This window comes from Agrobacterium sp. BT-220-3 (assembly GCF_025910175.1).
GTDB classification, from domain to species: Bacteria; Pseudomonadota; Alphaproteobacteria; order Rhizobiales; family Rhizobiaceae; genus Agrobacterium; species Agrobacterium oryzihabitans.
The window spans coordinates 1-20,450 of sequence record NZ_JAPAIX010000003.1 but is presented as its reverse complement, the minus strand read 5'-3'; the positions used below and the strand labels follow the sequence as shown (position 1 = coordinate 20,450).

The following is a 20,450-nucleotide window of genomic DNA, read 5'->3' as shown; positions in this document are numbered from 1 at the left end:
AATGCAGCTTTACCGAAACCTGTCGAAAATCGATTCCGGTTTTCGCGCCGATGCGCTAGAGCAAATCCATGCGGGCGGAATGATGGTTGCGTTTTCAAACTGCCTTTTATGATATCCCTTCCTTCATATCCCAGGAACCATCATGCCGTTTTCGATCAGCCCTGCCCACATCTGGCCTGTCCTGATGCTCGTCGCCTCCAATGTTTTCATGACTTTCGCCTGGTACGGGCATCTCAAGCACAAGGGCAGTGCGCTCTTCCTTGCGATCATCGCAAGCTGGGGCATCGCCTTCTTCGAATATATGCTCGCCGTGCCCGCGAACCGCATAGGCTCGGAAGTCTATTCCACCGCGCAGCTCAAGACCATTCAGGAGGTCATCACGCTTGCGGTCTTCGCGCTGTTCTCGATCTTCTGGCTGAAGGAGAGCATCACGATCAACCATGTAATCGGTTTTGCGCTGATCGCTTTCGGCGCGTCCTTCATTTTCCGGTCCTGAAACGGCAACCGCCAAGACCGGGCACAACAGAGAAGGTGATCCATTGATGAAAATACGCCCTGCAAGCATTGATGATGCGGCCGGAATGGCGGCGGTTCAGAACGAGATATTCGCGGCTGGCCTTCGAAAAGCGCCGACAGACGTTGCGACCGTGCTGGAGAATTACATCGAGCACGCGGACCGTATCGAATGCGTGGTTGCCGAGGATGAGGACGGGCGCATTCTGGGGTTTCAGTCGTTGCGTTACGCATGGGCTGACAATCCCTACGGCGTGGCGAAAGGCTGGGGCATTATCGGTACTCATGTGAGCCCACAGGCGGCCCGAAGAGGCGTGGGATCCGCCCTCTTTGCCGCCACGCGCAAGGCGGCGGAAGATCGCGGCCTGAAAAACATCGACGCCAGCATCGGCGCTGACAACCCGCTCGGGCAGGGCTATTATGAAGCGATGGGCTTCACCACCTATCGCCAGCCGGAAGGGCTGGTCTGCAAGGTCTATCGGCTGGGCTAGACAGGGCCTCGTTGCGGATCGGTGCTGGCTTGACGGTTAACTGCGGTTGTCATTTTCGGCGTAAGCCAGCCGCGCCTTGCAGATGCGGACGTGGTTTTCATCGGCCCATTGCACCAGCAACTGCATCGGCACCAGAAACGAACGACCGAGATTGGTGAGTTCATACTCCACGCGTGGCGGCACCTCGGCATAAAGCGTGCGGCGGATGAAGCCGTCTTCTTCGAGCCGTTTCAGCGTGCGCGACAGCATTTGCTTGGAAATATCATCGATCCTGCGGTTCAGTTCGTTGAAGCGCAGGACGCCGCCCTGCAGGGCTTCCAGAACGAGAAGGCTCCATTGATCGCCGATGCGATCCAGCACGTCGCGGATGGGGCAGGGCTGGTCGAAGGCAAAAACTTCTTTCGTCTGCGTATCCGCCATGTCCTTACCCCTTGCCCTTTTACCCTTGCAGGTCATCGCCATGTGACCAGATCAGCCGCCGCTGACTTCTTGCGGCTATGGCTGCGATACCATAGCTCTTCTTCGCGGTCTATAATTTAGACCGGTAACGATAGTGACAAGAGGAAAGAAGCCATGGCTAAAATCGCGCTCATCGGCGCTTCCGGCAATGCTGGGTCCCGTATTCTGAAGGAACTTTCCGACCGGGGACATCAGGTGACGGCAATCGCCCGCAATCCCGAAAAGATCGCCAGCCTGCCGAATGTGGTGGCAAAGAAGGGCGATGTTTTCGATCAGGCAGGGCTTTCGGAACTGCTGAAGGGTCACGATGCCGTGATCAGCTCGGTGCATTTCACCGCCAGCGATCCAGCAACGCTCATCGAGGCCGTGCGCGCTTCCGGCGTTCAGCGTTATCTCGTGGTCGGCGGGGCTGGCAGTCTCGAAATCGCACCGGGTCAGCGCGTGGTCGATCTGCCGGATTTCCCGGCCGCCTACAAGGCCGAGGCCACCAAGGGCGCGGAGTTTCTGGATATTCTGAAGCAGGAAAAGCAGCTCGACTGGACCTTCCTGTCGCCGTCAGCCGAATTCGTCCCGGGTGAGAGAACCGGCAAATTCCGTCTCGGCAAGGATAGCCTCCTCAGCAATGACGAAGGCAGCCGTATTTCCTTCGAAGACTATGCCATCGCGCTCGTCGATGAAATCGAGAAGCCGCAGCATTCCCGCCAGCGTTTCACCATTGGTTATTGAGAGGTATCACCCATGAATTTCGCAACACGCCGTCTTGCCATCGCCGCTTTCGCCCTGGTGCCCGCCTTGATGGCTGCGCCCGTTCTGGCGCAAACCGCAACGCGGGATTTCGCGCAGGAAGAAGCCAATCGCAAACTGGTGATCGAGTTCTACGATACGGTCTTCAACAAGCATGAGGTAGACAAGGGCGCCGCTGTCCTCGTCGACAGCTACAAGCAGCACAACCCGATGGTGCCGGACGGCAAGGCGCCGTTCGTCAACTACTTTACCGGCTTCTTCAAGGAGAATCCGCAGTCCAAGGCGCGGATCGTTCGCAGCGCCACGGATGGCGATCTGGTCTATCTGCACATTCATTCGACGGAAAATGAAAGTGATCGCGGCAGGGCCATCGTCGATATTTTCCGGGTCACCGACGGCAAGATCACCGAACACTGGGATGTGATCCAGGAGGTTCCGGAAAAGGCGGCGAACAACAATACGATGTTCTGAGGCGGCTTCCGCCCTCTGGCCAAAAGCATGGAACCGGCCGGGATTGCTCCCGGCCGGTTTGTCTTTTCAGAGCGCGCGCCGCCTCTGGCGGGCCTGAATGGCCATATCCAGCGCCAGCATTACCAGCAGGCTCGCGCCCACCAGCGGGAACAGGATGCCGCCGATGGCGAGCAGAGCGATCAGGCCACGCAGGACGCGTTTTTCCTGCGGCAAAGGCGGTACGCCGAGTGAACCTTTCGGGCGACGCTTCCACCACATGATGCCGGCGGATACGGCAAGCAGGACGATGCCGATACAGGCCATCACGAGTATAATCTGATTGGCGAGGCCATATTGCTGGCCCAGATGCACATTGATGCCCCATTCCAGCGCCTTGCCGAGCGGGCCGTAATCGGCATAACTCATGTCGATCAGCGGTTCGCCGCTATATTGATCGAGATGGACGACGCGCTGTTGCGCCAGATCGTCCGGATAAATCGAGCCGCTATAGACCCCTGTAGGTTTCCCCGGAAGCGCTACCGCATAACCGGGGGCAAGGCCAAGTCCCTCGAAACGGACGATTGCCTCATCTATTCCGATCGGCCGGCTTTCGGCAGCGGCCGTCGATTCCGGAACTTTTGCCTGTTCCAGCGACCAGCTCGTTTTTGCCACGTGATCGAGATGGTCGCCCGACATGGGAACATCGGTGCGCACCCCCGCCGGATAGCCGAAATTGCTGCCATTTGCCCATTCATTCACCTTCGCACCCCAGACGCCCGACCAGGGCATGCCGGTAACGGCGAGGAAGACGATGAAAAAGCCGACAAAAATGCCGGTAACGGCATGGGTATCGCGCCAGAACACCCGTTTTTTGGGCGTGCCGCGCACCGTGATGACGCCACCCGTCTGCTTGCGTGGCCACCAGAGATAGATGCCGGTAGCGACAAGGAGGATGGACCAGCCGGCGGCGATCTCGATGAGATAACGGGTGTAGGTGCCGAAATATTTCAGGCTGTGCAGGTAACGGATCGTCCACATGACGGTGCCGCGATCCGGCAGGGAGCCAGTTACCTGCGCCGTATAGGGGTTGACGTAGACGGCGCGTTTCCCATCCGCCGTATTGACGGTGATTTCCGTTGAGGCGCCCGGATCGGCAGGTGTCGTATATTTGACTGCCGTGCCTGGAATGGCTGCGAGGGCTGCCGCCACGATCTCGGAAGGCAGTGCTTTGGGGGCGTCCTGCACCACCTCTATGCGCTTCAGATCCGAATGAATGAGATTGTCGATTTCGTCGCGAAACAGATAGAGCGCGCCGGTGACGGCGAGCGATATCATGAAAGGCAGGACGAAGAGGCCGGCATAGAAGTGCCAGCGCCATACGGCGCGATAAAGATTGACGGACGAGGAATGCGCAGGCGCGCGCTCGCCCTCGAAAGAGGTCGTAACGGACATAAATGTCTCCGCGAGAAGATTGATTTTCCGGCGAGCCGGGAAGGTCTCAGTTTTGCGGAGCGGAAGGCGGCGCGCGCGGGCGCGATTCCCGATTGGGTGGCGATGGCGGCAAAGCCGCGTCGAAGTTCACAAAAGCGACTTCGTCCGTCGGCGTGATCTTGTCCGCCCGTTCGACGGGCGTGACTGGAAGAGTGGCGATCGTGGCCGAGGCGAGACGGCAGAGCGTGCCGCAGCAGTCCGCGGTAATCTTGCTGGCGGGGTCCTGCTTGCCGCCGCCTTCAGGCATATGGCTGGAACAGATGATCTCATCCGCGGCAAGCGCGGCCATCGCCATATTGCCGCTGGTCAGGCCATTGGCGAGACCCTGCAAAAGGAAAAGCAAAACCGCCAGCGTGGCGATGGCGCGAGCCGAACTCCTGTCCTGCATGATCCTGCGAATAAATCCCATGGAATCGGAATGTCATATTTGCGGCGAATTGTCACCGCGACACAATGACAAGAGGTGCGGTTCTTCAGGCCAGCAGGTCGTAGGTGCGGAAAATCCAGGCGATCTGATAGATCAGCGCGAAAACCACAAGAAACCGGTGAAAGCGGCGATTGTCGATGAAGACCGCCAGCGTGAACAGAATGACGTAAATAGCTGTACGGATGAGATATTCGGCACCGAGGGAGGAGAGATAGTCCTGCCCCTTCAGCAGCGTGTCGCCGACATCCGTGATAAAAAGCGCTGCCAGAAAGGCGAAGAACCAGCTTTTCCGGGAAAAGAAATAATCCTCATACCCCTTATATTCCTTCATCTCCGTCGGAAACAGCAGCACGCACAGGAAATAGAACAGCGAGCAGAACAGGATGAGGAAGAGGAAAGCGCCGAAGCCGAGAACGTGGCCGGTGGCGGAAAGCCGGTGTTCCCACCACCAGAAATGCACCAGCATCAGAAAGAGGAACGCTACCCAGCCGATATGCAGGGGATAGATGCGCTCCTTCTTGGGATGCTGGACGAAACCGGCAAGGCCGGTCAAAAGGCGGGCGAGGCTGAGGCCGACCACCATGCCCATGACGGCACGGATGTGCGAATAGGCTTCCGCAGCGTTGACGGCGGCCTCCATGGCGCCTTACTCCGCCGCAGGAATGGGCGTCGGCTGCCCGTTTTCGTCCATCGCCACCATGATGAAGGTGCCGGCAGTGACCTTTTCCAGCTTGTCGTAACGCGAACGCTGCGCCCAAGCCTCGACCGTCAATGTAATCGAGGTGCGGCCGACACGGGCGATATCGGTATAGATCGACAGCGTGTCGCCGATCTTCACCGGCAGTTCGAAGGCCATTTCCTTGACCGCCGCCGTCACGACGCGACAGCGCGAACGCTCCGCCGCACGGATGCCGCTCGCCAAGTCCATCTGGGACATGACCCAGCCACCGAAAATATCACCGGCCGGATTGGCGTCTGCCGGCATGGCGAGCGTCCGCAGCGTCAGCTCGCCGGTCGGTTTGATGGGCAGGTCGGTCATGTCGGGATTTGCTCCTTGCGAATGTCAAAGGCGCAGCATGCGTTGCGCTTTGCGATTTCGCAAGGAAGGGGAAGCCTCAAGAGGAGGCTTTGCCCAGAAATTGCTGCGTTGCGTAAAGGGCGATGGCCGCCGCATTCGACACGTTGAGCGATTTGATCTCGCCCGGCATATCGAGACGCGCGAGCGCGGAGACGGTTTCGCGGGTCTTCTGGCGCAGCCCCTTGCCTTCGGCTCCCAGTATCAGCGCGATCTTTTCGCCGCTGAAAGTCTGCTCGATGGGGGCGGGGCCTTCCGAATCCAGGCCGACGGAAAAGAAGCCAAGCTTGTGCAGCTCACCCAGCGCATCGGCCAGATTGGTAACCTGGATATAGGGGATGAGTTCCAGCGCGCCGGAGGCGGATTTCGCCAGCACGCCTGACTCGGTCGGACTGTGGCGCATGGTGGTGATGACAGCACCGGCATTAAAAGCGACTGCCGAGCGCATGATGGCGCCGACATTGTGCGGATCGGTCACCTGATCGAGCACGAGGATGAGCGGGCTGTCCTGCAAGGCATTGAGCTTCTTGACCGGCAGCGGCTTGGTTTCCAGCATCACGCCTTGATGGATCGCCTCGGGGCCGAGTACCTTGTCGATATCCTGCGGCGAAACCATCTCGACCGGGAAGGGCTGGGCATCCGCTTCGCCGATATCCAGACGCGCAAGGGCGTTCTGGGTGACGGACAGCTTGATCAGCTGCCGCTCGGGATTGGCAAGCGCCGCACGCACGGTATGCAGGCCGTAAAGATGGACCTGATCGGGCGCCAGCTGCGGCGGCTTCCAGTCATCCGCACCGCGGTTCCTGCGCTTCGGCTGCTGCGGGGTTGGAATTTCGCCCCGCTCGCGTTTGGCATCGCGCACGGCACGGCGCAAGGTGGCGTAATGCGTGTCGCGGGTGGATTTGTTGTTGGGATCGTCTTTGCTCATGGCGCCTTATATCTCCGCAAAGAGGCGTATACCAGCCCCCGCGATAATCCACAGGGCGGTAAAGATGTTTGAATTTTTTCCCGAAAATTCGTGAAAGGGCGTGTTGACAGAAACGAACGAGGCCGTCATATACGCGCCACAGACGACGCAACGGCGCTTCGCCGCAGCGAAATCTTAAAGAGCTTGGTCGCTCGATCCTAGCAGAAAGCTGGAGGGATGCCCGAGTGGTTAAAGGGGACGGACTGTAAATCCGTTGGCTACGCCTACGTTGGTTCAAATCCAACTCCCTCCACCATTCTGCACGGATCGAAATCACCACCGCGGGTATAGCTCAATGGTAGAGCAGCAGCCTTCCAAGCTGAATACGCGGGTTCGATTCCCGCTACCCGCTCCACTTCTCCCCCTACATTATCAATTGCGCCCAACATTCTGAATTTGCTGCATTTATCGTGTGCGCAAAAAGCCTTCCGGCATCGTCATCAGCATTTGTTTTATTGGTCCAGCCAGTTCGATGGTCTGCATTGGAATTCAGGCGCGGGCTTTCATCGGCTCATGGTCTGCACATTGACGTCGATCTCTGTTGCGGCCGTGCGACGGCCGCACCTCCCATTGTTTGCAATTGAGGTCGCGGGCGGCACGTGGTTCCATGACGGATGCGTCGCTGATTCCTCCCCGTCGATACCAAGTTGTGATCCGAGAGGCCCATGTCGATTTCAGATACGATTTTCCGCCCTTTCGAGACGTTGATACGGCCGCTCGACATTCCCTTTCATCCGCTGCCGTCGAAAGGCCCGGTCGCGGTGCTTTTGCATTTCATTTCAATGTTTCGCGGCGTCCTCATTGCTCTTGCCCTGTCGTCCATGGCCGTGGAAGCCATCAATCTGTCGATCATCTGGGGATTGTCGGTCATCGTCGACGGCGTGACGGCGCAGGGTGCGGAGGCCTTTCTGCGAAACGAATGGCCGATGCTCGCCGTTCTCGGCGTGCTGATCTTCCCGGCCATGCCGGTCGCGTCGTTTCTTCTCAACACGCTCACCTCGCACACGCTCGGCATCGCGATGCCGGCGGCCATCCAGTGGCAGGGTCACAAGGCGGTGGAGCGGCAGGATCTCGCATTTTTCCACGAGCTTTACGCCGGGCAGGTCGCTTCGCGTCTTTCGCAGGTGTCGTCAGCCGTTCAGCAGCAGATCATCAACGCCTTTCAACTTGCACCGCGCTTCCTGCTGCAGATGGTCGGCTCCCTCGTTCTGCTCTGGGCGCTGTCCTGGCAGCTCGCCTTGCCGGTGCTCATCTGGATCGTGCTGAATGTGGTGCTGGCCGTCAAACTCGCTCCTGTCTTCACCGAGCGGTCGCGGCGGTCGGCAAAACAGCGAAGCCTCGTCTCGGGCGCAATCACCGATCTCTATAGCAACATGCAGATGATCAAGCAGTTCGCAGCCGAAGATAGTGAGGCCGGAGCCATCCGCCGTATCCTGAACAAGGCCGTGCATACACAGCATAGGGAACAGCGTGTTTATCGCGCATCGGAACTGGTCGTCGTCGCGCTCAACATGGCATTGTGGCTGGCGATCCTGTCCCTCGGTTTTTCCGGTCTGGTGAAGGGCTTCATAACGGTCGGGGAATTTGTCGGCGCCGTTTACATCCTGCAACGGCTGTCGGGCCATACGTTCACCTTCCTGCAGATGGGCCAGCAGATATTTCAGGCGATCGGCACCATCAAGGACGCCATGCCCGTGATGACGACGCCGCCGACCATTACCGATAAAGCGGACGCTGCCGCGCTCACCGTTTCGCGTGGCGAAATACAGTTCGACCGCATCCGCTTCGCCTACAAGTCGGGCAGGCCGGTGATGGATGATCTGTCCCTGACCGTCCGTGCCGGGGAGAAGGTCGGACTTGTGGGACTGTCGGGTGCGGGAAAGACGACGCTGGTCAATCTGCTCCTGCGCTTCTACGACATTCAGGGCGGGGCCATCCGCATCGACGGTCACGATATCCGCGATGTCACGCAGGCCAGTCTGCGCCGCAATATCGGGGTGATTGCGCAGGATGTGGCGCTGCTGCACCGTTCCGTCGGAGACAACATCCGCTATGGGCGGCCGGAGGCGACGCAGGACGACATCGAGCAGGTGGCGAAAGTGGCGAAGGCCGACGCTTTCATTGCCGATCTTGCCGACAGCGAGGAGCGCAAGGGATATCAGGCCTTTGTCGGAGATCGCGGCATCAAGCTTTCGGGCGGACAAAGGCAGCGTGTCGCCATTGCCCGCGTGCTTTTGAAAGACGCTCCTATCCTGATACTCGACGAGGCGACGTCCGCGCTGGACAGCGAGTCGGAGGCGGCCATTCAGGAAAAGCTCAATCTGGTGATGGAGGGCAAGACCGTCATCGCAATTGCGCATCGCCTGTCCACCATCGCCAGCATGGACCGGATCATCGTTCTCGATCATGGCCGGATCGTCGAAGAAGGGCGACCGGAGGAACTGGTCGAGCAGCGCGGGTTGTTTGCGCGGCTCTGGAAACGTCAGAGCGGGGGCTTTATTCCGGAAGACGAGTGATCGAGCGACGGGCGGGAGACGCGTCGCTCGGCGATACCTTGTCGCTGCCTTAAGTCGCCTTACAGGTGGCGTGCGGTGCCGACGGCAATCACAGGACCGGTCGCCTGACCGGTTGGCGAGCCGCCGAAAGGCTCGACACTGATGGCGAAGGTCGTGCCTTCGCTGATATTGCCACGCATATCCGCGGGAATGATGAGGTCGCCATTCGCGCCGGGCTGGAACACGCCGAGCGAGCGCGTCTTGCCGCCATCCATCACCAGCCAGAGTTCCAGTGACTTCTCGTCGATCTTGCCGGTTGCAACAGGAACGATGCGCATCCGTCCCGATTCTGCATCATAGGAGGCGAGGAGGTTGACCTGGCTGTCCGTTGTCGCGAGTTCGGCGACCAGCGGGGTGGTGTCCTGCCATTTTTCGGGGAATGCGGCGTAAACGACGGCCGCCACGGCGGTTGCACTCGTTGCAACCGATATCCACCGCCAGAAGGATGCCGAACTCCACAGGCTGCCATTGGTGTTGATATCCTGGCGGCCGAACAGGCGTTCTTCTATGCGGGCAAGAACAGTTGCGCCCGGCATCTGCTCCTCATACTCGGCATTGAAGTCGGAGAATTCCATCTCCCAGCGCTGGACGAGTTGCGCGAAGGCCTTGTCGTCCTGCATGCGGCGTTCAACCTCGCGCCGCTTTTCGATCGGCAGCACGCCAAGCACATATTCGCCGGCGAGGACTTCGTCGCGCGAATGCATGCCGTCGCTGTGTTCGCCCGTCGTCATCGCTGCATGCACTCTCTGAGTTTGAGAAGGCTGCGTCTCAGCCAGGTTCTGACCGTGTTGAGCGGCACCCGCAATTCCTCGGCGAGTTCGAGATAGCTTAAACCCTCCACATAGGCGCGGCGTATCGCCTGTGCATGAACGTTTTCAAGTTCACGCATGCACTCATCGATCCTGCGGCCCTCATCCGCCAGAACGATCTGCTGCTCCGGATTGCGGATGCTGTCGTCGGCAATGTCATAGGCCTCGTCAATGTCATCAGTCGACGGTTTACGCGCCCTGATCGTATCGATCGCGTGGTTGCGGGCAATGGCGGCAAGCCATGTCGCCGGTTTGCCAGCACTTGCGGCAAATGTGCGGGCGCGCTGCCAGACCTTGATATAGATCTCCTGGAGGGCCTCTTCGGCTTCGGTCCTGTCACGCAGGATCTTCAGGCAAATCGCAAAAAGCTTCGGGCTCGTGGCCTGATAAAGCGATACGAATGCCGAACGATCGCCCATGCCGACGCGGTTGATAAGGCTTGCGATCTCTGTGCCTTGCATTCGAACGTCCCTTGCTGCGCTTCCTTTATAAGGTTGTCTTTTGTGGGAAGGCAAGGCATGCTCAAAATGAAGTTCGCGTCTTTTGCGCCAGGGGATGGCCGGGTGGAAGCAGCTGTCGAGGCTTGCCGTGGTCATAATACACCTGCCGGATTTTCCAGCGGACCGACCAGCCTTACCGTGGCGAGGTAACCGATGATGGCGGCCGCCGCGGAGACGAAGGTTCCCCATAGGAGATCAGCGATGGTCAATGTCGTCGACCAGTTTTTCAATGTCGCCTGATTGGTGAGATCATATGTGGCATAGGCCATGAAGCCGACGGCCGCACCATAAAGCAGCGCGGTCGTCCATTGGCCCGACATCAGCGCCGGCCGAACCGCGAGGAAGGTCAATCCTGCCGCGTAGATGAGATAAAAGACGATCGCCGGGGCAAGCCGGAAGTTTTCCGCCAGGAGATCGCCGATGGCCGGGCGATAGAGTCGCGATGCCATGGTGCTCAGCCAGATGAAGTCGATCACCAGAAAAGCGATGAGCGTGAAGAAATAGGCTGCGATATAGGTCTTCATCGGTCTTTATCCTTTCTAATCGATCCGGGTCCAGCTGATGCCCTTGCACAAGAGACCGGCGACGATGCAGCCCTTGGTGGTCATGCTGCTGCCATCAACCGTCACGGTTATCCTGTAGGATTTGTCGCGTTGCGGATCGAAGGCCGTGCCGGAATAGACGCCGTTTTCATCGGGCTTGATATCCATGACCAGCCGGTCGCCGGTCTTTTCCTTGGGCGTGCCCGGCTTGATCCAGGTGTTGGTGGCGCAGATATTGTCGCCGCAGGGCGCGATCAGCACTTTGGCGTTGCCGTCGCCGCGCGCCCAGTTGCCGTCGATGTCAGCCGCCCCGGCTCCGAAGGCCGCAAGCATCGGACATAGGGAGGATGCGATTATCAATGCTTTGATTTTCATCGTCTTTCTCCGCAATTGTTGCCCCGCCTTTTACCTGTGCTCAATCGTGTAGAAGCCGACATTTATGGTCCCCTCGGTAAAGCCGGCTTCGCAGTAGCAGAGGTAATAATCCCAGAGCCGCCGGAAGCGGTCGTCGAAACCAAGGAGCGAAATCGTCTGCCATCGCGCATGGAAACGCTGCCGCCATTCCGCCAGCGTGCGGGCGTAGGACTGGCCGAAAAGCTCCGTATCGGTCAGGCTCAGGCCCGCTCTGCCAATTGCTTTTTCAAGCGCTTCGTCAGATGGCAGGAAGCCGCCCGGAAAGACGTATTTCTGGATGAAGTCAGCCTTGCGCCGGTAATTGTCGAACCGACCAGGTTCGATGGAGATGATTTGCAGCACCGCGCGGCCGCCGGGTTTCAGGCAACGTTTCAGCGTTTCGAAATAGCTCGGCCAATAGGCTTCCCCGACCGCTTCGAACATCTCGACGGAAACGATACGATCGAATTTGCCGCCGACATCGCGATAGTCTTCCAGTTTCAGATCGATGCTTCCCGCCCTGTCCGCTTTTTCGGCTGCTGCTTTTGCCCAGTTCAATTGTGAGGGCGAAAGGGTGATGCCTGTCACGTCGGCATTGGCCTCGGTAGCCAGGTGGATGGCGAGTGCGCCCCAGCCGCAGCCGATTTCCAATATGCTTTCGCCGCCATTCAATTGGAGTTTGTCCGCGATGCGGTCGAGTTTTTTCAGCTGGGCCGCCTCAAGCGTCGGCGTCGTGTCGTCGAAGATCGCGGAGGAATAAAGCATCGAGGGATCGAGCCATTGCCTGTAGAACTCGTTACCCAGATCATAATGCGCCTCGATGTTGCGACGGCTGCCGCGTCTGGTATTGGCGTTGAGCCTGTGACCAAGGCGGTTGAGAAGGCGCATCGGCGGGCTGCCGCGCATCGAACCCGTGAAGGCTTCGCGGTTCTGGGCCGCAAAACGGATCAGCGTCGTCAGATCCGGCGTCGTCCAGTCGCCATCGATGAAACCCTCGGCAAAACCGATATCGCCGTTGAGGATCAGCCGCCTCAGCGCGCGCCAGCGATGGAGGACAAGCGTTGCCTCGCAGCCGTCTTTTTCGCCGTATTTTTCAACGACGCCGCCGCCTGGAAGAATGACGCGCAGCCTTCCGGTTGAGACCTTGTTCAGCAGCCTGCCCATGAGCCAGCCGCCGGGGCCGGCGCTGCGGTTGGAAAGTCTGTTTTCGGCCGATGCTTGCGTAAGATTGTCAAACGGGGTCATTTATCTTGGCCTCGATTTGCGACGATGAAGGATGAACGAAAGAGACGGGTGAAGAGGGCGGAAGCGGACGCTTGCGGAACCGCACGCCCTTCAGCCAGATTTTGAGCGCTTCCCAGTGAATGCCGCCGATCACCCTGAGCGTGAGAAAGGGGATGGCGAAGAACGCCTTCAGAAGGGCTGCGTCGGTCAATTCGACGCGCCGGGCGAGGTGCCGGGCGGTCAGAACCGGCCCTTCGCCGTCGAAGGTGTCGATGACGATCTTCAGCCTGTCGCCGGGCGGTATGACGCGGAAAACATAGTGGAGGTCCATGTCCATGAACGGTGAGACATAGAAGGCCTTGTCGCAGCGCTGGACGATTTCCGCCGAACCGTCTGCCTCAACCGGGATCAGATAGGAATGTCTTTCGCCGAACGTATTGTCGACTTCCCAGAGAATGGCCTTCAGCGATGCGTCCTGCCCGTAGCAGAAGAACACACTCAGCGGGTTGAAGGCCCAGCCCAGCAGACGCGGCATGGTGAGCAGGCGTATCGGCCCGCCATCCACCGGCACGCCCGCCGCCAGCATCGAGGTCTCGATCTGCTGGCGAAGTCCGATCGCGCTCCTGTCGCCGCGGTCCCTGCGATGGAAAGAAAACAGGTTGAACCGGTCCACGGAGAAAAGTCGCAGCTTTTTGTCGAGCGTATCCAGCTCGTCGAGGTCGAGAAGCAGCGAATAAATCCGGTAGGCCAGCCTGTGCGCTTTCGGTTTGAAGCGCGCATGGGTCACATGTCCGGGAAAGAGGGCGGAGGCGAGGTGAGGCATCATGCTATCGCCTCTATGAGTTCGGTGTCGGTCGCAATCGCAGTCATATCAAGGCGAACAATCCGGCCGCTGTCTTCGGCGACCTGCCAGGGGCGCTTCAGCCCGCCCAGGTCTTCCGCGACCGCAAGGCCTGCCTGAATGCCGTCTTCATGAAAACCCGAGCCGAAATAAGCGCCGCAGAACCATGTGTTTCGCAACCCCTGCAGGGCCCACAGTTCCTGCCGCATCTGTTCGGTGCCGGCGTCGAAAACAGGGTGGTGGTAGGTTTCCTCGGCGATGATCTTTCCCTGCTCCGGCTCGCGCGCCGGATTGAGCGTTACGAAGGTGTCAGGGGTGTCGCCCAGAGGTTGAAGCTTGTTCATCCAGTAGGTGATGCTTGGCTGACCCGTTTCAATGCGGGTATCTGCCACATAGTTCCAGCTCGACCAGGCGGCGCGCCTGCGTGGCATGAAACTGCTGTCGGTATGCAGCACCGCCCTGTTTTTCGTGTAGGTGAATGCCCCGAGAATGCGCCGTTCGGCGCGCGTTGCATCGCTCAGCATATTCAGTGCCTGATCGGCATGTGTTGCGATCACCACATCGTCAAAACGCTCGAATTTGCCGCTTTCCCCGGCGATTTCGATGTAACCCGGGATACGGCTGATATGTTTGACCGGCGTCGACAGCCGGATGCGGTCGGCGAATGGCGTCGTGATGCGTTTGACATATTCCTGAGCGCCGCCGACGACAGTGCGCCAGACGGGCCGGTTGCGCAGCAAAAGCAGGCCATGGTTGCTGCAGAATTTTATGAAATGCGCCGCCGGGTAACGGCCCACCTCCATTGCCGGCGTCGACCATATGGCGGCCGCCATGGGATAGAGGTGATCATCTCGGAACGCCGATCCATAGTGATTGCGCGACAGGTAATCGTCGAGCGACATGTCGCCCATGACGGGCAGGTCGCGCGGGGCGTTGCGGTAAAAGCGCAATAGATCTGACAGCATCGCCCAGAAGCGTGGCCTGATGGCGTTTCTCTTCTGCGCCAGGAGGCCGAAGCCGGTGCCGCCGGAATATTCGAAACCGCCGTCATTCAGCGAAACGGCAAAGGACATGTTGGATGCCGCGGTCGGCACATCCAGTGTTTTGAAAAGTGCTGTGAGATTGGGATAGGTCGTTTCATTATAGACGATGAAACCGGTGTCTACGGAAACAGGTCCTTTTTCAGTCGGGAAAGTCACCGTGTTGCTGTGGCCGCCGACACGGTCCGCCACCTCGAAAACCGTGACATCATGCCGTTGCGACAAAAGCCAGGCCGCGGACAGGCCGGAAATGCCTGTTCCGATCACGGCGATGTTTCGCCGGCTGTCTTTTCTTTTGGCTTCGATGTCGAACATGTTTCCTCGCTATTGCATTCACAATTCAGCCTTTGGGACTGCGACAGATACGAGGGAGCTGATCGATAAGTTTCACCGCCGCGCAGATTTTTCGGAATTTTGTCTGCTGCCTGAAACTCTTTTGCCGTCTCGGCCGTAGTTGCATCACCAAAAGCGGCGTGATGCCCTTTGATACAGCGAGCGTAATGGTGATGATGTCTGTTGTGGCAGCCCTTGCCGTATTGATGTCGGTGCTGATGGCGGCAGCCTGGGCGTTGCAGCGATTGACAGGCTCAAGCGGCTGGATCGATACCGTCTGGTCCGCGAGTGTGGGGCTCGGCGGCATTGTCGCGGTCCTGTTTTCCGATGGAGATGCCTGGCGCCGGGGAGCTGCTGTTTTTCTCGTGATCGTGTGGTCGCTGCGGCTTGCGGGTCATATCGGCCTGCGCACGAGGGGCGGCGGAGAGGATCCGCGTTATGCGAAACTGATCGAGCAATGGGGCAGCAATGCCTCGCTGCGGCTTTTCGGTTTCCTCCAGATCCAGGCCATCGCCGCCTTTGTGCTTGTGCTCGCCGTCTATCTTGCCGCCAGCAACCCTCAGGCTTTTCCACGCTTTACGGATCTGATTGCCTTATTCGTCGCGGCCGGTGCGCTTGTCGGTGAAGCCATATCCGACGCGCAGCTTTCGCGGTTCAGAAAAACACCGGCGGCCAAAAGCGGCTTTTGCGAGACGGGTCTCTGGCGCTACTCCCGTCATCCGAACTACTTTTTCGAATGGCTTTTCTGGTGTGGCTTTCCGTTGCTGGCCATCCATGCGCAACCCTGGTCATGGATGTCGCTTGCAGCGCCGGTCATGATGTACTGGCTGCTCGTCCATGTCTCCGGCATTCCGCCGCTCGAAGAACACATGCTGAAGTCGCGCGGCGAAAAATTCCGCGCCCTGCAGAACCGCGTCAACGCTTTTTTTCCGGGACCACGTAAAAACGAGGATATGCCATGAACATGCTCGCATTCGCCATCAATGCAGCCGAGCGCGCGCCACTGAGCGACAGCATCACCCTTGCCGGCATCGACCTTCTCTGCGCGCGAACCAAGCGCAGGCTTGCCGGCCTGCCGGCGGACGCCGAGCCGGCATTTGCGGCAGACATGGTGAGATTTCCCGTCGCTACCCATACGGACGACGCAAACAGGCAGCATTACGAAGTACCGGCGGAGTTTTTCGCGATCGTTCTCGGCGCGCAAAGAAAATATTCCTGCTGCTTTTATCCCAATGCTGACACCACGCTTGATGACGCTGAAACTTTTGCGCTGGCAGAAACCGTGTCACATGCCCGCTTGCAGGATGGCATGGATATTCTTGAGCTCGGTTGCGGCTGGGGCTCGCTCTCCCTTTACATGGCAGGCCGTTTTCCCAATGCACTGATTACGTCTGTTTCGAACTCTGCTTCGCAGCGCCAATATATAATCGAGCGCGCGAAAGAGCGTGGGCTCTCGAACCTGTCGGTGGTAACGGCTGATATGAATGATTTCACGACCGACGGCCATTTCGATCGTGTCGTATCGGTGGAAATGTTCGAGCACATGTCGAACTGGCAGACGTTGTTTGAGCGCGTCCGCTCGTGGCTGAAGCCGGAAGGCAGGTTCTTCCTGCACGTCTTCAATCACCGCGACCGATCCTATCGTTTCGATCATGGCAATCCGGCAGACTGGATCGCGCAGCATTTCTTCACCGGCGGCATCATGCCGGCTTCCGATCTTCCGCATCGTTTCGACGGGCTTTTCAGCGTGGAGCAGGATTGGCGCTGGTCAGGATCGCATTATCGCCGAACCGCTCTCGACTGGCTGAAGAATTTCGATCGGGAGATAGATCGCATACGGCCAATCCTGCAGCGCGTTTATGGCGCCGATGCGAGATTGTGGGAAAGACGCTGGCGGCTGTTCTTCCTCGCGACGGCAGGCCTCTTCGGACATGACGATGGTGAGGTATGGGGCGTCGGGCACTATCTGATGAGACCTGCCTAGCTTGCCAGATGCGCTTGGTACTACTGGGTCGGGGCTGGCCCGGCCCGGCATCCGGGTTTGGTCAGTAGGGCGAACGACACTGCATCCGCGTCCCGGCCGACGCCATATAGGTGTTGTCGGTCGGATGGTAAGATGTGTAACGCGCCGCACACCATTTGATATGGCTGACTTCTTCCTGAGACAGCGCGTATCCGTTCGACGCGCCTTCCTCACCCTTTCCTGCGGCAAAGGCCGATGCGGGGGAGGCGGGCTGTGTCTTTTCCTGCAAATCCCTGGCAGGTTGTATGATGCTCAGCGCATGGGCGGGCACGACGGAAGCGGCAGATAATGCGACGCCAAGAGCGAGCGCGGAGATGGTCTTCGGCATCCTCAACATCGATAAATCCTCGTTATTCGTTCGAGATGCTAACGAAAATTTAGGAAATTCGTTCCCGATGGCTATTGACGCCACACGAACACGTGATTCTCCGAGGGGCCCGAGTGACCTGAAGTTGAAGTCCATCGGCGCCACACTTCCATGCTGGCGGAGATGGCGTGCCGTCAATTCGACGTCGGGTCCTTGCCGCACTGCTCGTTGACAAGCGGAAAATCCGGTCGGATAGTCGGCCGGCAATCATGCAAACGGGAGTCTTCAATGATTAACAGGGTTGTCATTCTCTCATCCTTTGCGCTGCTGGCTTCGGCGGCGTTTGTCTCCCCCGCAGCCGCACTCACCATGAAAGAGTGCAGCGTGAAATATCAGGCGGCGAAAGCCGACGGATCCGCCAAGGACGTAAAGTGGAACGATTATCGCGCCAAGTTCTGCGGCAGCGATGCGGCGGCCGAAGACGCCGCCGATGACAAGCAGGTCGCGGCCACAACTGAGAAAGAACCCGAAAAGGCGACGATAAAGGCCCCGAAGGGCGTCGCTTTTCCGAGTGCTGTCGATAAGAAATATTCAAGCGAGACCCCTGGTAAGGCCCGCCTGAAGACCTGCGTCGATTCCTATCACAAGAACAAGAATGACGGCACGCTCGGCGATCTGAAATGGATCCAGAAGGGCGGCGGCTACTGGAGCCTGTGCAATACGGCACTGAAGAGCTGACACGGTTCCGTGACGGTTGACGTCGCTGACCCACCGAGGCGTCATGAGGCCTGCAAACCCCGCTCGACCAGGGTGGGGTTTGCCGCAGGCAACCCCGTTTTCGGGTGGGTAAAATCTGCGAATGGTTTGCTTTTCAACATCTTGATAGAAAGAGCTAACCCTGCGGTTTGACCCGCATACAGCAATTCAACGGTTGAGGTTGTCGCGTGATGGCCGACCGATAATGTGGGCGGATGACCAGACGATTTCGAAACTATCTCGCCGTGCTGGCCATATCATTGCTGATGTGGACGGTTATTCTGGGCGTCGTTTACTGGTTCTTCCAATAGAAATTGCCGCAGTGTCTCGACCGAAATCGATCACGCCCTGCTTCCCCGGCTGACGGGCCGGCAAATTTCACGTGTGTGGCAATGAGCGGCCCCATTTTGGCTTTTCTGGCGTGGCCTTATGGTGGCGTCACATCAGGAAAGGGCCATCATGAAAAAATCACTCGCCGTCATGTGTTTTACCGTCTTGTCTTTGTCAGCCGCTTCCAGCGCGCTTGCCGAGGATCTGGTGATTCCACTTCCGAAGGATACGACGGTCGAAAAGGTCGAGACCGTTTATCAATGCGCCGCCGATAAGGTCGAAGCGACCTATTTTCAACGCCGGTGATATCAGCCTTGTCCGGCTGGGGCTGAAGGACGGCGTCGTTGTTGCCGCAAACGTCATTTCAGGCTCGGGAGCCAGATATCAGGGCGGTGTCCATGTCTGGTGGTCGAAGGGTGAGGAGGCCGATCTTTACGATTTGATGGCGGATCCGGAGATGAAGAAGCCGGTTCATTGCGTGGAAGTGAAGAAGACCTGATCGTCGGCGGCTGCCTGAAGGGAGCGGCGGCAGGGCGGTTGTAAAAACCTTGCCATGCCGCCGGTCAGCGTTGAATTGCGCGCGTGATGTGTTCAGCCAAGAACGAGCGACACGAGCAGCGCCAGCAGGATGAGAGAGCTTGCGACAACGCCAAGCTTCACCCGTCTAAGGCGGCGGGTACGACCGCCGCTCCAGTCATAAGCCATTGGCAGCTTTACCTTTCTTTTTATTATTATGACTTATTGCTAGCTCCCTAGGCTTGCCCGTGGCTGACCTCAATTGCCAGAATGTATAGGCGAGAAATCGCGATTTCCCTGTCTTCTCCGAATGTTGCAGCGCTTCGGGCGGCTGATTCCCTTTACGTCTTTTCCGAAAGCCGGATGCTGATTTTCGAGGCCGAATGAGGCGTTGGAAGCGGCGGCTCCGATGTTCGCACGGCACAAAAAAGGCCCGGAAAACCTTGTTTCCGGGCCTGTCGATCGCTAGTCGTTTCGGGATGCTTCAGCCGAAGTAGGGCGTGATGTAGGGCCAGACCTCGATCACGCCGTGGTAAAGCATGTTGAGCGCCACATAGATGATGACCATCAGGCCGAGATAGGAAATCCAGCGGTAGCGGTGCAGCAGCTTGGCGACGAAGTTGGCGGCAAGACCCATGAGGGCGATCGAAACGATGAGGCCGATGATGAGCACCGTCACATGTTCCTGCGCGGCGCCAGCCACGGCAAGGACGTTGTCCAGCGACATGGAGACGTCGGCGATGACGATCTGGGTTGCGGCCTGGAAGAAAGTCTTGTGACCCTTTGTCAGATCGGCCTCTTCGTCCGTCACCTCGTCTTCGATGGAACCTGCGGCCTCGCGCAGTTCGGACCACATTTTCCAGCAGACCCAGGCCAGCAGCAGGCCGCCGAAAAGTTGCAGGCCGACTATGGACAGAAGCTGGACGGTGACGGCGGCAAAGCCGATGCGCAGAACCGTGGCGGCGATGATGCCGACCAGGATCGCCTTGCGGCGAAGATGCGCGGGAAGGCCGGCGGCGGCAAGGCCGATGACAATGGCATTGTCGCCCGCCAGAACGAGATCGATCGCAATGACCTGTAAGAATGCCGTGAAACCGGCGGCTGTGAAGATTTCCATGGGATGGTCCTGAAACGGATGGAAGGTCGCGCGGGAGAACGCGGCTGATCGAGATGTGGCATGGGTGCGCACCCGGCGCATCGTTCCGCTCGCCCGTCTCCCCCCGGCGATGACGTTTCCTTAAGCCATGATGACGGTCGAGGTAAAGAAGTTGTGATGAAGAAAAAGCTTGTTTAGCAATTCGATTGTGCGAAGAGGAGCGTCTGCGGGTTCCCGCCCGCTCGTTCCCTCCGCTCCTGTTGCGGCAAGGTTGAAGCGGCTTTGAATATCGCAAAGCGCACACCATATAGGCGCCTTGAGGCACGCGATCAGCGTGTGCGAACGCGCTTTAACAATTAAGTCTTGCGCATTCGCTTACAAAGCCTTAAACGGCGACACCAAACCGGTTCGCCGGGGAAACTACTTCACGTTCACAGGAAGCAATTCACATGGCAAAGAGCAAGTTTGAGCGCAATAAGCCGCACGTCAACATTGGCACGATCGGTCACGTTGACCATGGCAAGACGTCGCTGACCGCCGCGATCACGAAGTTCTTCGGCGAGTTCAA

24 protein-coding genes, 2 tRNA genes and 1 pseudogene are annotated in these 20,450 nt (G+C 58.6%); 12 read left to right on the top strand and 15 right to left on the bottom strand.

The features are described 5' to 3' along the window. Positions 1–142: 142 nt before the first annotated feature. Positions 143–496, top strand: a complete 354-nt coding sequence (locus OK142_RS10495) for a DMT family protein (protein WP_003495099.1) — start codon at positions 143–145, stop codon at positions 494–496. A gap of 46 nt (positions 497–542) precedes the next feature. Then, positions 543–1,004: a GNAT family N-acetyltransferase gene (locus tag OK142_RS10490; RefSeq protein ID WP_498682606.1), complete on the top strand. Its 462-nt coding sequence runs from the start codon at positions 543–545 to the stop codon at positions 1,002–1,004. A 36-nt stretch (positions 1,005–1,040) separates the two neighbouring features. Here the strand turns inward: OK142_RS10490 and OK142_RS10485 are convergent, their stop codons facing one another. Further along, on the bottom strand, positions 1,041–1,424 hold the full coding sequence (locus OK142_RS10485; protein ID WP_498682604.1) for a winged helix-turn-helix transcriptional regulator: 384 nt from the start codon (positions 1,422–1,424) through the stop codon (positions 1,041–1,043). 153 nt (positions 1,425–1,577) lie between these two features. Here OK142_RS10485 and OK142_RS10480 point away from each other — a divergent pair, with 153 nt between their 5' ends. Then, a complete protein-coding gene (locus OK142_RS10480; RefSeq protein ID WP_313616568.1) occupies positions 1,578–2,189 on the top strand; it encodes an NAD(P)-dependent oxidoreductase in 612 nt (203 codons plus the stop codon). 12 nt (positions 2,190–2,201) lie between these two features. Further along, positions 2,202–2,678 carry a nuclear transport factor 2 family protein gene (locus OK142_RS10475; RefSeq protein WP_313616567.1) on the top strand — a complete coding sequence of 159 codons (477 nt, stop codon included), beginning with the start codon at positions 2,202–2,204 and terminating at the stop codon, positions 2,676–2,678. Positions 2,679–2,744: 66 nt separating this feature from the next. Here the strand turns inward: OK142_RS10475 and OK142_RS10470 are convergent, their stop codons facing one another. From OK142_RS10470 to rlmB, 5 genes are all read right to left on the bottom strand, one after another. Continuing rightward, positions 2,745–4,109 (bottom strand): PepSY-associated TM helix domain-containing protein, encoded by a 1,365-nt coding sequence (locus OK142_RS10470; protein WP_498682602.1) that lies wholly within the window; start codon positions 4,107–4,109, stop codon positions 2,745–2,747. A gap of 46 nt (positions 4,110–4,155) precedes the next feature. Further along, entirely contained in the window at positions 4,156–4,557 is a 402-nt protein-coding gene (locus OK142_RS10465) for a DUF2946 family protein (protein WP_498682600.1), read from the bottom strand. Positions 4,558–4,621: 64 nt separating this feature from the next. Then, positions 4,622–5,215, bottom strand: a complete 594-nt coding sequence (locus tag OK142_RS10460) for a hypothetical protein (protein ID WP_035224010.1) — start codon at positions 5,213–5,215, stop codon at positions 4,622–4,624. A gap of 6 nt (positions 5,216–5,221) precedes the next feature. After that, positions 5,222–5,614 carry an acyl-CoA thioesterase gene (locus tag OK142_RS10455; protein ID WP_498682598.1) on the bottom strand — a complete coding sequence of 131 codons (393 nt, stop codon included), beginning with the start codon at positions 5,612–5,614 and terminating at the stop codon, positions 5,222–5,224. Between the two features lie 76 nt (positions 5,615–5,690). Continuing rightward, positions 5,691–6,578 (bottom strand): 23S rRNA (guanosine(2251)-2'-O)-methyltransferase RlmB, encoded by an 888-nt coding sequence (rlmB, locus tag OK142_RS10450; protein ID WP_498682597.1) that lies wholly within the window; start codon positions 6,576–6,578, stop codon positions 5,691–5,693. Positions 6,579–6,788: 210 nt separating this feature from the next. Between rlmB and OK142_RS10445 the strand changes: the two genes are divergently transcribed. The 3 genes from OK142_RS10445 (at position 6,789) to OK142_RS10435 (ending at position 9,133) form a co-directional block, all read left to right on the top strand. Then, positions 6,789–6,873 (top strand) — tRNA-Tyr (locus OK142_RS10445). A 25-nt stretch (positions 6,874–6,898) separates the two neighbouring features. Beyond that, positions 6,899–6,972 (top strand) — tRNA-Gly (locus OK142_RS10440). Positions 6,973–7,282: 310 nt separating this feature from the next. Continuing rightward, on the top strand, positions 7,283–9,133 hold the full coding sequence (locus OK142_RS10435) for an ABC transporter ATP-binding protein (protein WP_498682594.1): 1,851 nt from the start codon (positions 7,283–7,285) through the stop codon (positions 9,131–9,133). A 59-nt stretch (positions 9,134–9,192) separates the two neighbouring features. Here OK142_RS10435 and OK142_RS10430 read toward each other — a convergent pair whose 3' ends face one another. The 7 genes from OK142_RS10430 to OK142_RS10400 form a co-directional block, all read right to left on the bottom strand. After that, on the bottom strand, positions 9,193–9,903 hold the full coding sequence (locus OK142_RS10430; RefSeq protein WP_082182575.1) for an anti-sigma factor: 711 nt from the start codon (positions 9,901–9,903) through the stop codon (positions 9,193–9,195). Continuing rightward, on the bottom strand, positions 9,900–10,442 hold the full coding sequence (locus OK142_RS10425; protein ID WP_082184467.1) for a sigma-70 family RNA polymerase sigma factor: 543 nt from the start codon (positions 10,440–10,442) through the stop codon (positions 9,900–9,902). Before OK142_RS10425 ends, OK142_RS10430 begins: the two co-directional genes overlap by 4 nt. A 131-nt stretch (positions 10,443–10,573) precedes the next feature. After that, positions 10,574–11,005, bottom strand: coding sequence for a DUF2177 family protein (locus OK142_RS10420; protein WP_444567237.1), 432 nt, complete (start codon positions 11,003–11,005; stop codon positions 10,574–10,576). 15 nt (positions 11,006–11,020) lie between these two features. Further along, positions 11,021–11,398: a DUF2147 domain-containing protein gene (locus tag OK142_RS10415; protein ID WP_035242315.1), complete on the bottom strand. Its 378-nt coding sequence runs from the start codon at positions 11,396–11,398 to the stop codon at positions 11,021–11,023. A 30-nt stretch (positions 11,399–11,428) separates the two neighbouring features. Continuing rightward, the gene (locus OK142_RS10410) at positions 11,429–12,661 is read right to left on the bottom strand and encodes a class I SAM-dependent methyltransferase (protein ID WP_498682592.1); all 1,233 of its coding nucleotides are present in this window, start codon (positions 12,659–12,661) and stop codon (positions 11,429–11,431) included. After that, entirely contained in the window at positions 12,648–13,466 is an 819-nt protein-coding gene (locus OK142_RS10405; RefSeq protein ID WP_498682591.1) for a DUF1365 domain-containing protein, read from the bottom strand. The genes OK142_RS10410 and OK142_RS10405 overlap by 14 nt, the downstream gene beginning before the upstream one ends. Further along, positions 13,463–14,836: an NAD(P)/FAD-dependent oxidoreductase gene (locus OK142_RS10400; protein WP_498682589.1), complete on the bottom strand. Its 1,374-nt coding sequence runs from the start codon at positions 14,834–14,836 to the stop codon at positions 13,463–13,465. Before OK142_RS10400 ends, OK142_RS10405 begins: the two co-directional genes overlap by 4 nt. Before the next feature lie 191 nt (positions 14,837–15,027). On the opposite strand from OK142_RS10400, the gene OK142_RS10395 reads away from it, so the two are divergent. Together OK142_RS10395 and OK142_RS10390 are read left to right on the top strand one after the other, a co-directional pair. Beyond that, entirely contained in the window at positions 15,028–15,816 is a 789-nt protein-coding gene (locus OK142_RS10395) for a DUF1295 domain-containing protein (RefSeq protein ID WP_498682587.1), read from the top strand. Next, positions 15,813–16,838 carry an SAM-dependent methyltransferase gene (locus OK142_RS10390; RefSeq protein WP_498682586.1) on the top strand — a complete coding sequence of 342 codons (1,026 nt, stop codon included), beginning with the start codon at positions 15,813–15,815 and terminating at the stop codon, positions 16,836–16,838. The genes OK142_RS10395 and OK142_RS10390 overlap by 4 nt, the downstream gene beginning before the upstream one ends. Before the next feature lie 61 nt (positions 16,839–16,899). Here OK142_RS10390 and OK142_RS10385 read toward each other — a convergent pair whose 3' ends face one another. Beyond that, positions 16,900–17,214 carry a BA14K family protein gene (locus OK142_RS10385; protein ID WP_035242767.1) on the bottom strand — a complete coding sequence of 105 codons (315 nt, stop codon included), beginning with the start codon at positions 17,212–17,214 and terminating at the stop codon, positions 16,900–16,902. Between the two features lie 258 nt (positions 17,215–17,472). On the opposite strand from OK142_RS10385, the gene OK142_RS10380 reads away from it, so the two are divergent. After that, the gene (locus OK142_RS10380; RefSeq protein WP_003495145.1) at positions 17,473–17,922 is read left to right on the top strand and encodes a hypothetical protein; all 450 of its coding nucleotides are present in this window, start codon (positions 17,473–17,475) and stop codon (positions 17,920–17,922) included. A 477-nt stretch (positions 17,923–18,399) separates the two neighbouring features. After that, a pseudogene (locus OK142_RS10375) lies at positions 18,400–18,769 on the top strand (MliC family protein). 501 nt (positions 18,770–19,270) lie between these two features. Here OK142_RS10375 and OK142_RS10370 read toward each other — a convergent pair. Then, entirely contained in the window at positions 19,271–19,903 is a 633-nt protein-coding gene (locus OK142_RS10370) for a TerC family protein (RefSeq protein WP_137037900.1), read from the bottom strand. 428 nt (positions 19,904–20,331) lie between these two features. Here OK142_RS10370 and OK142_RS10365 point away from each other — a divergent pair. Continuing rightward, positions 20,332–20,450 (top strand): GTP-binding protein (locus OK142_RS10365; RefSeq protein ID WP_143850884.1); only part of this gene is annotated, 119 nt, incomplete at its 3' end.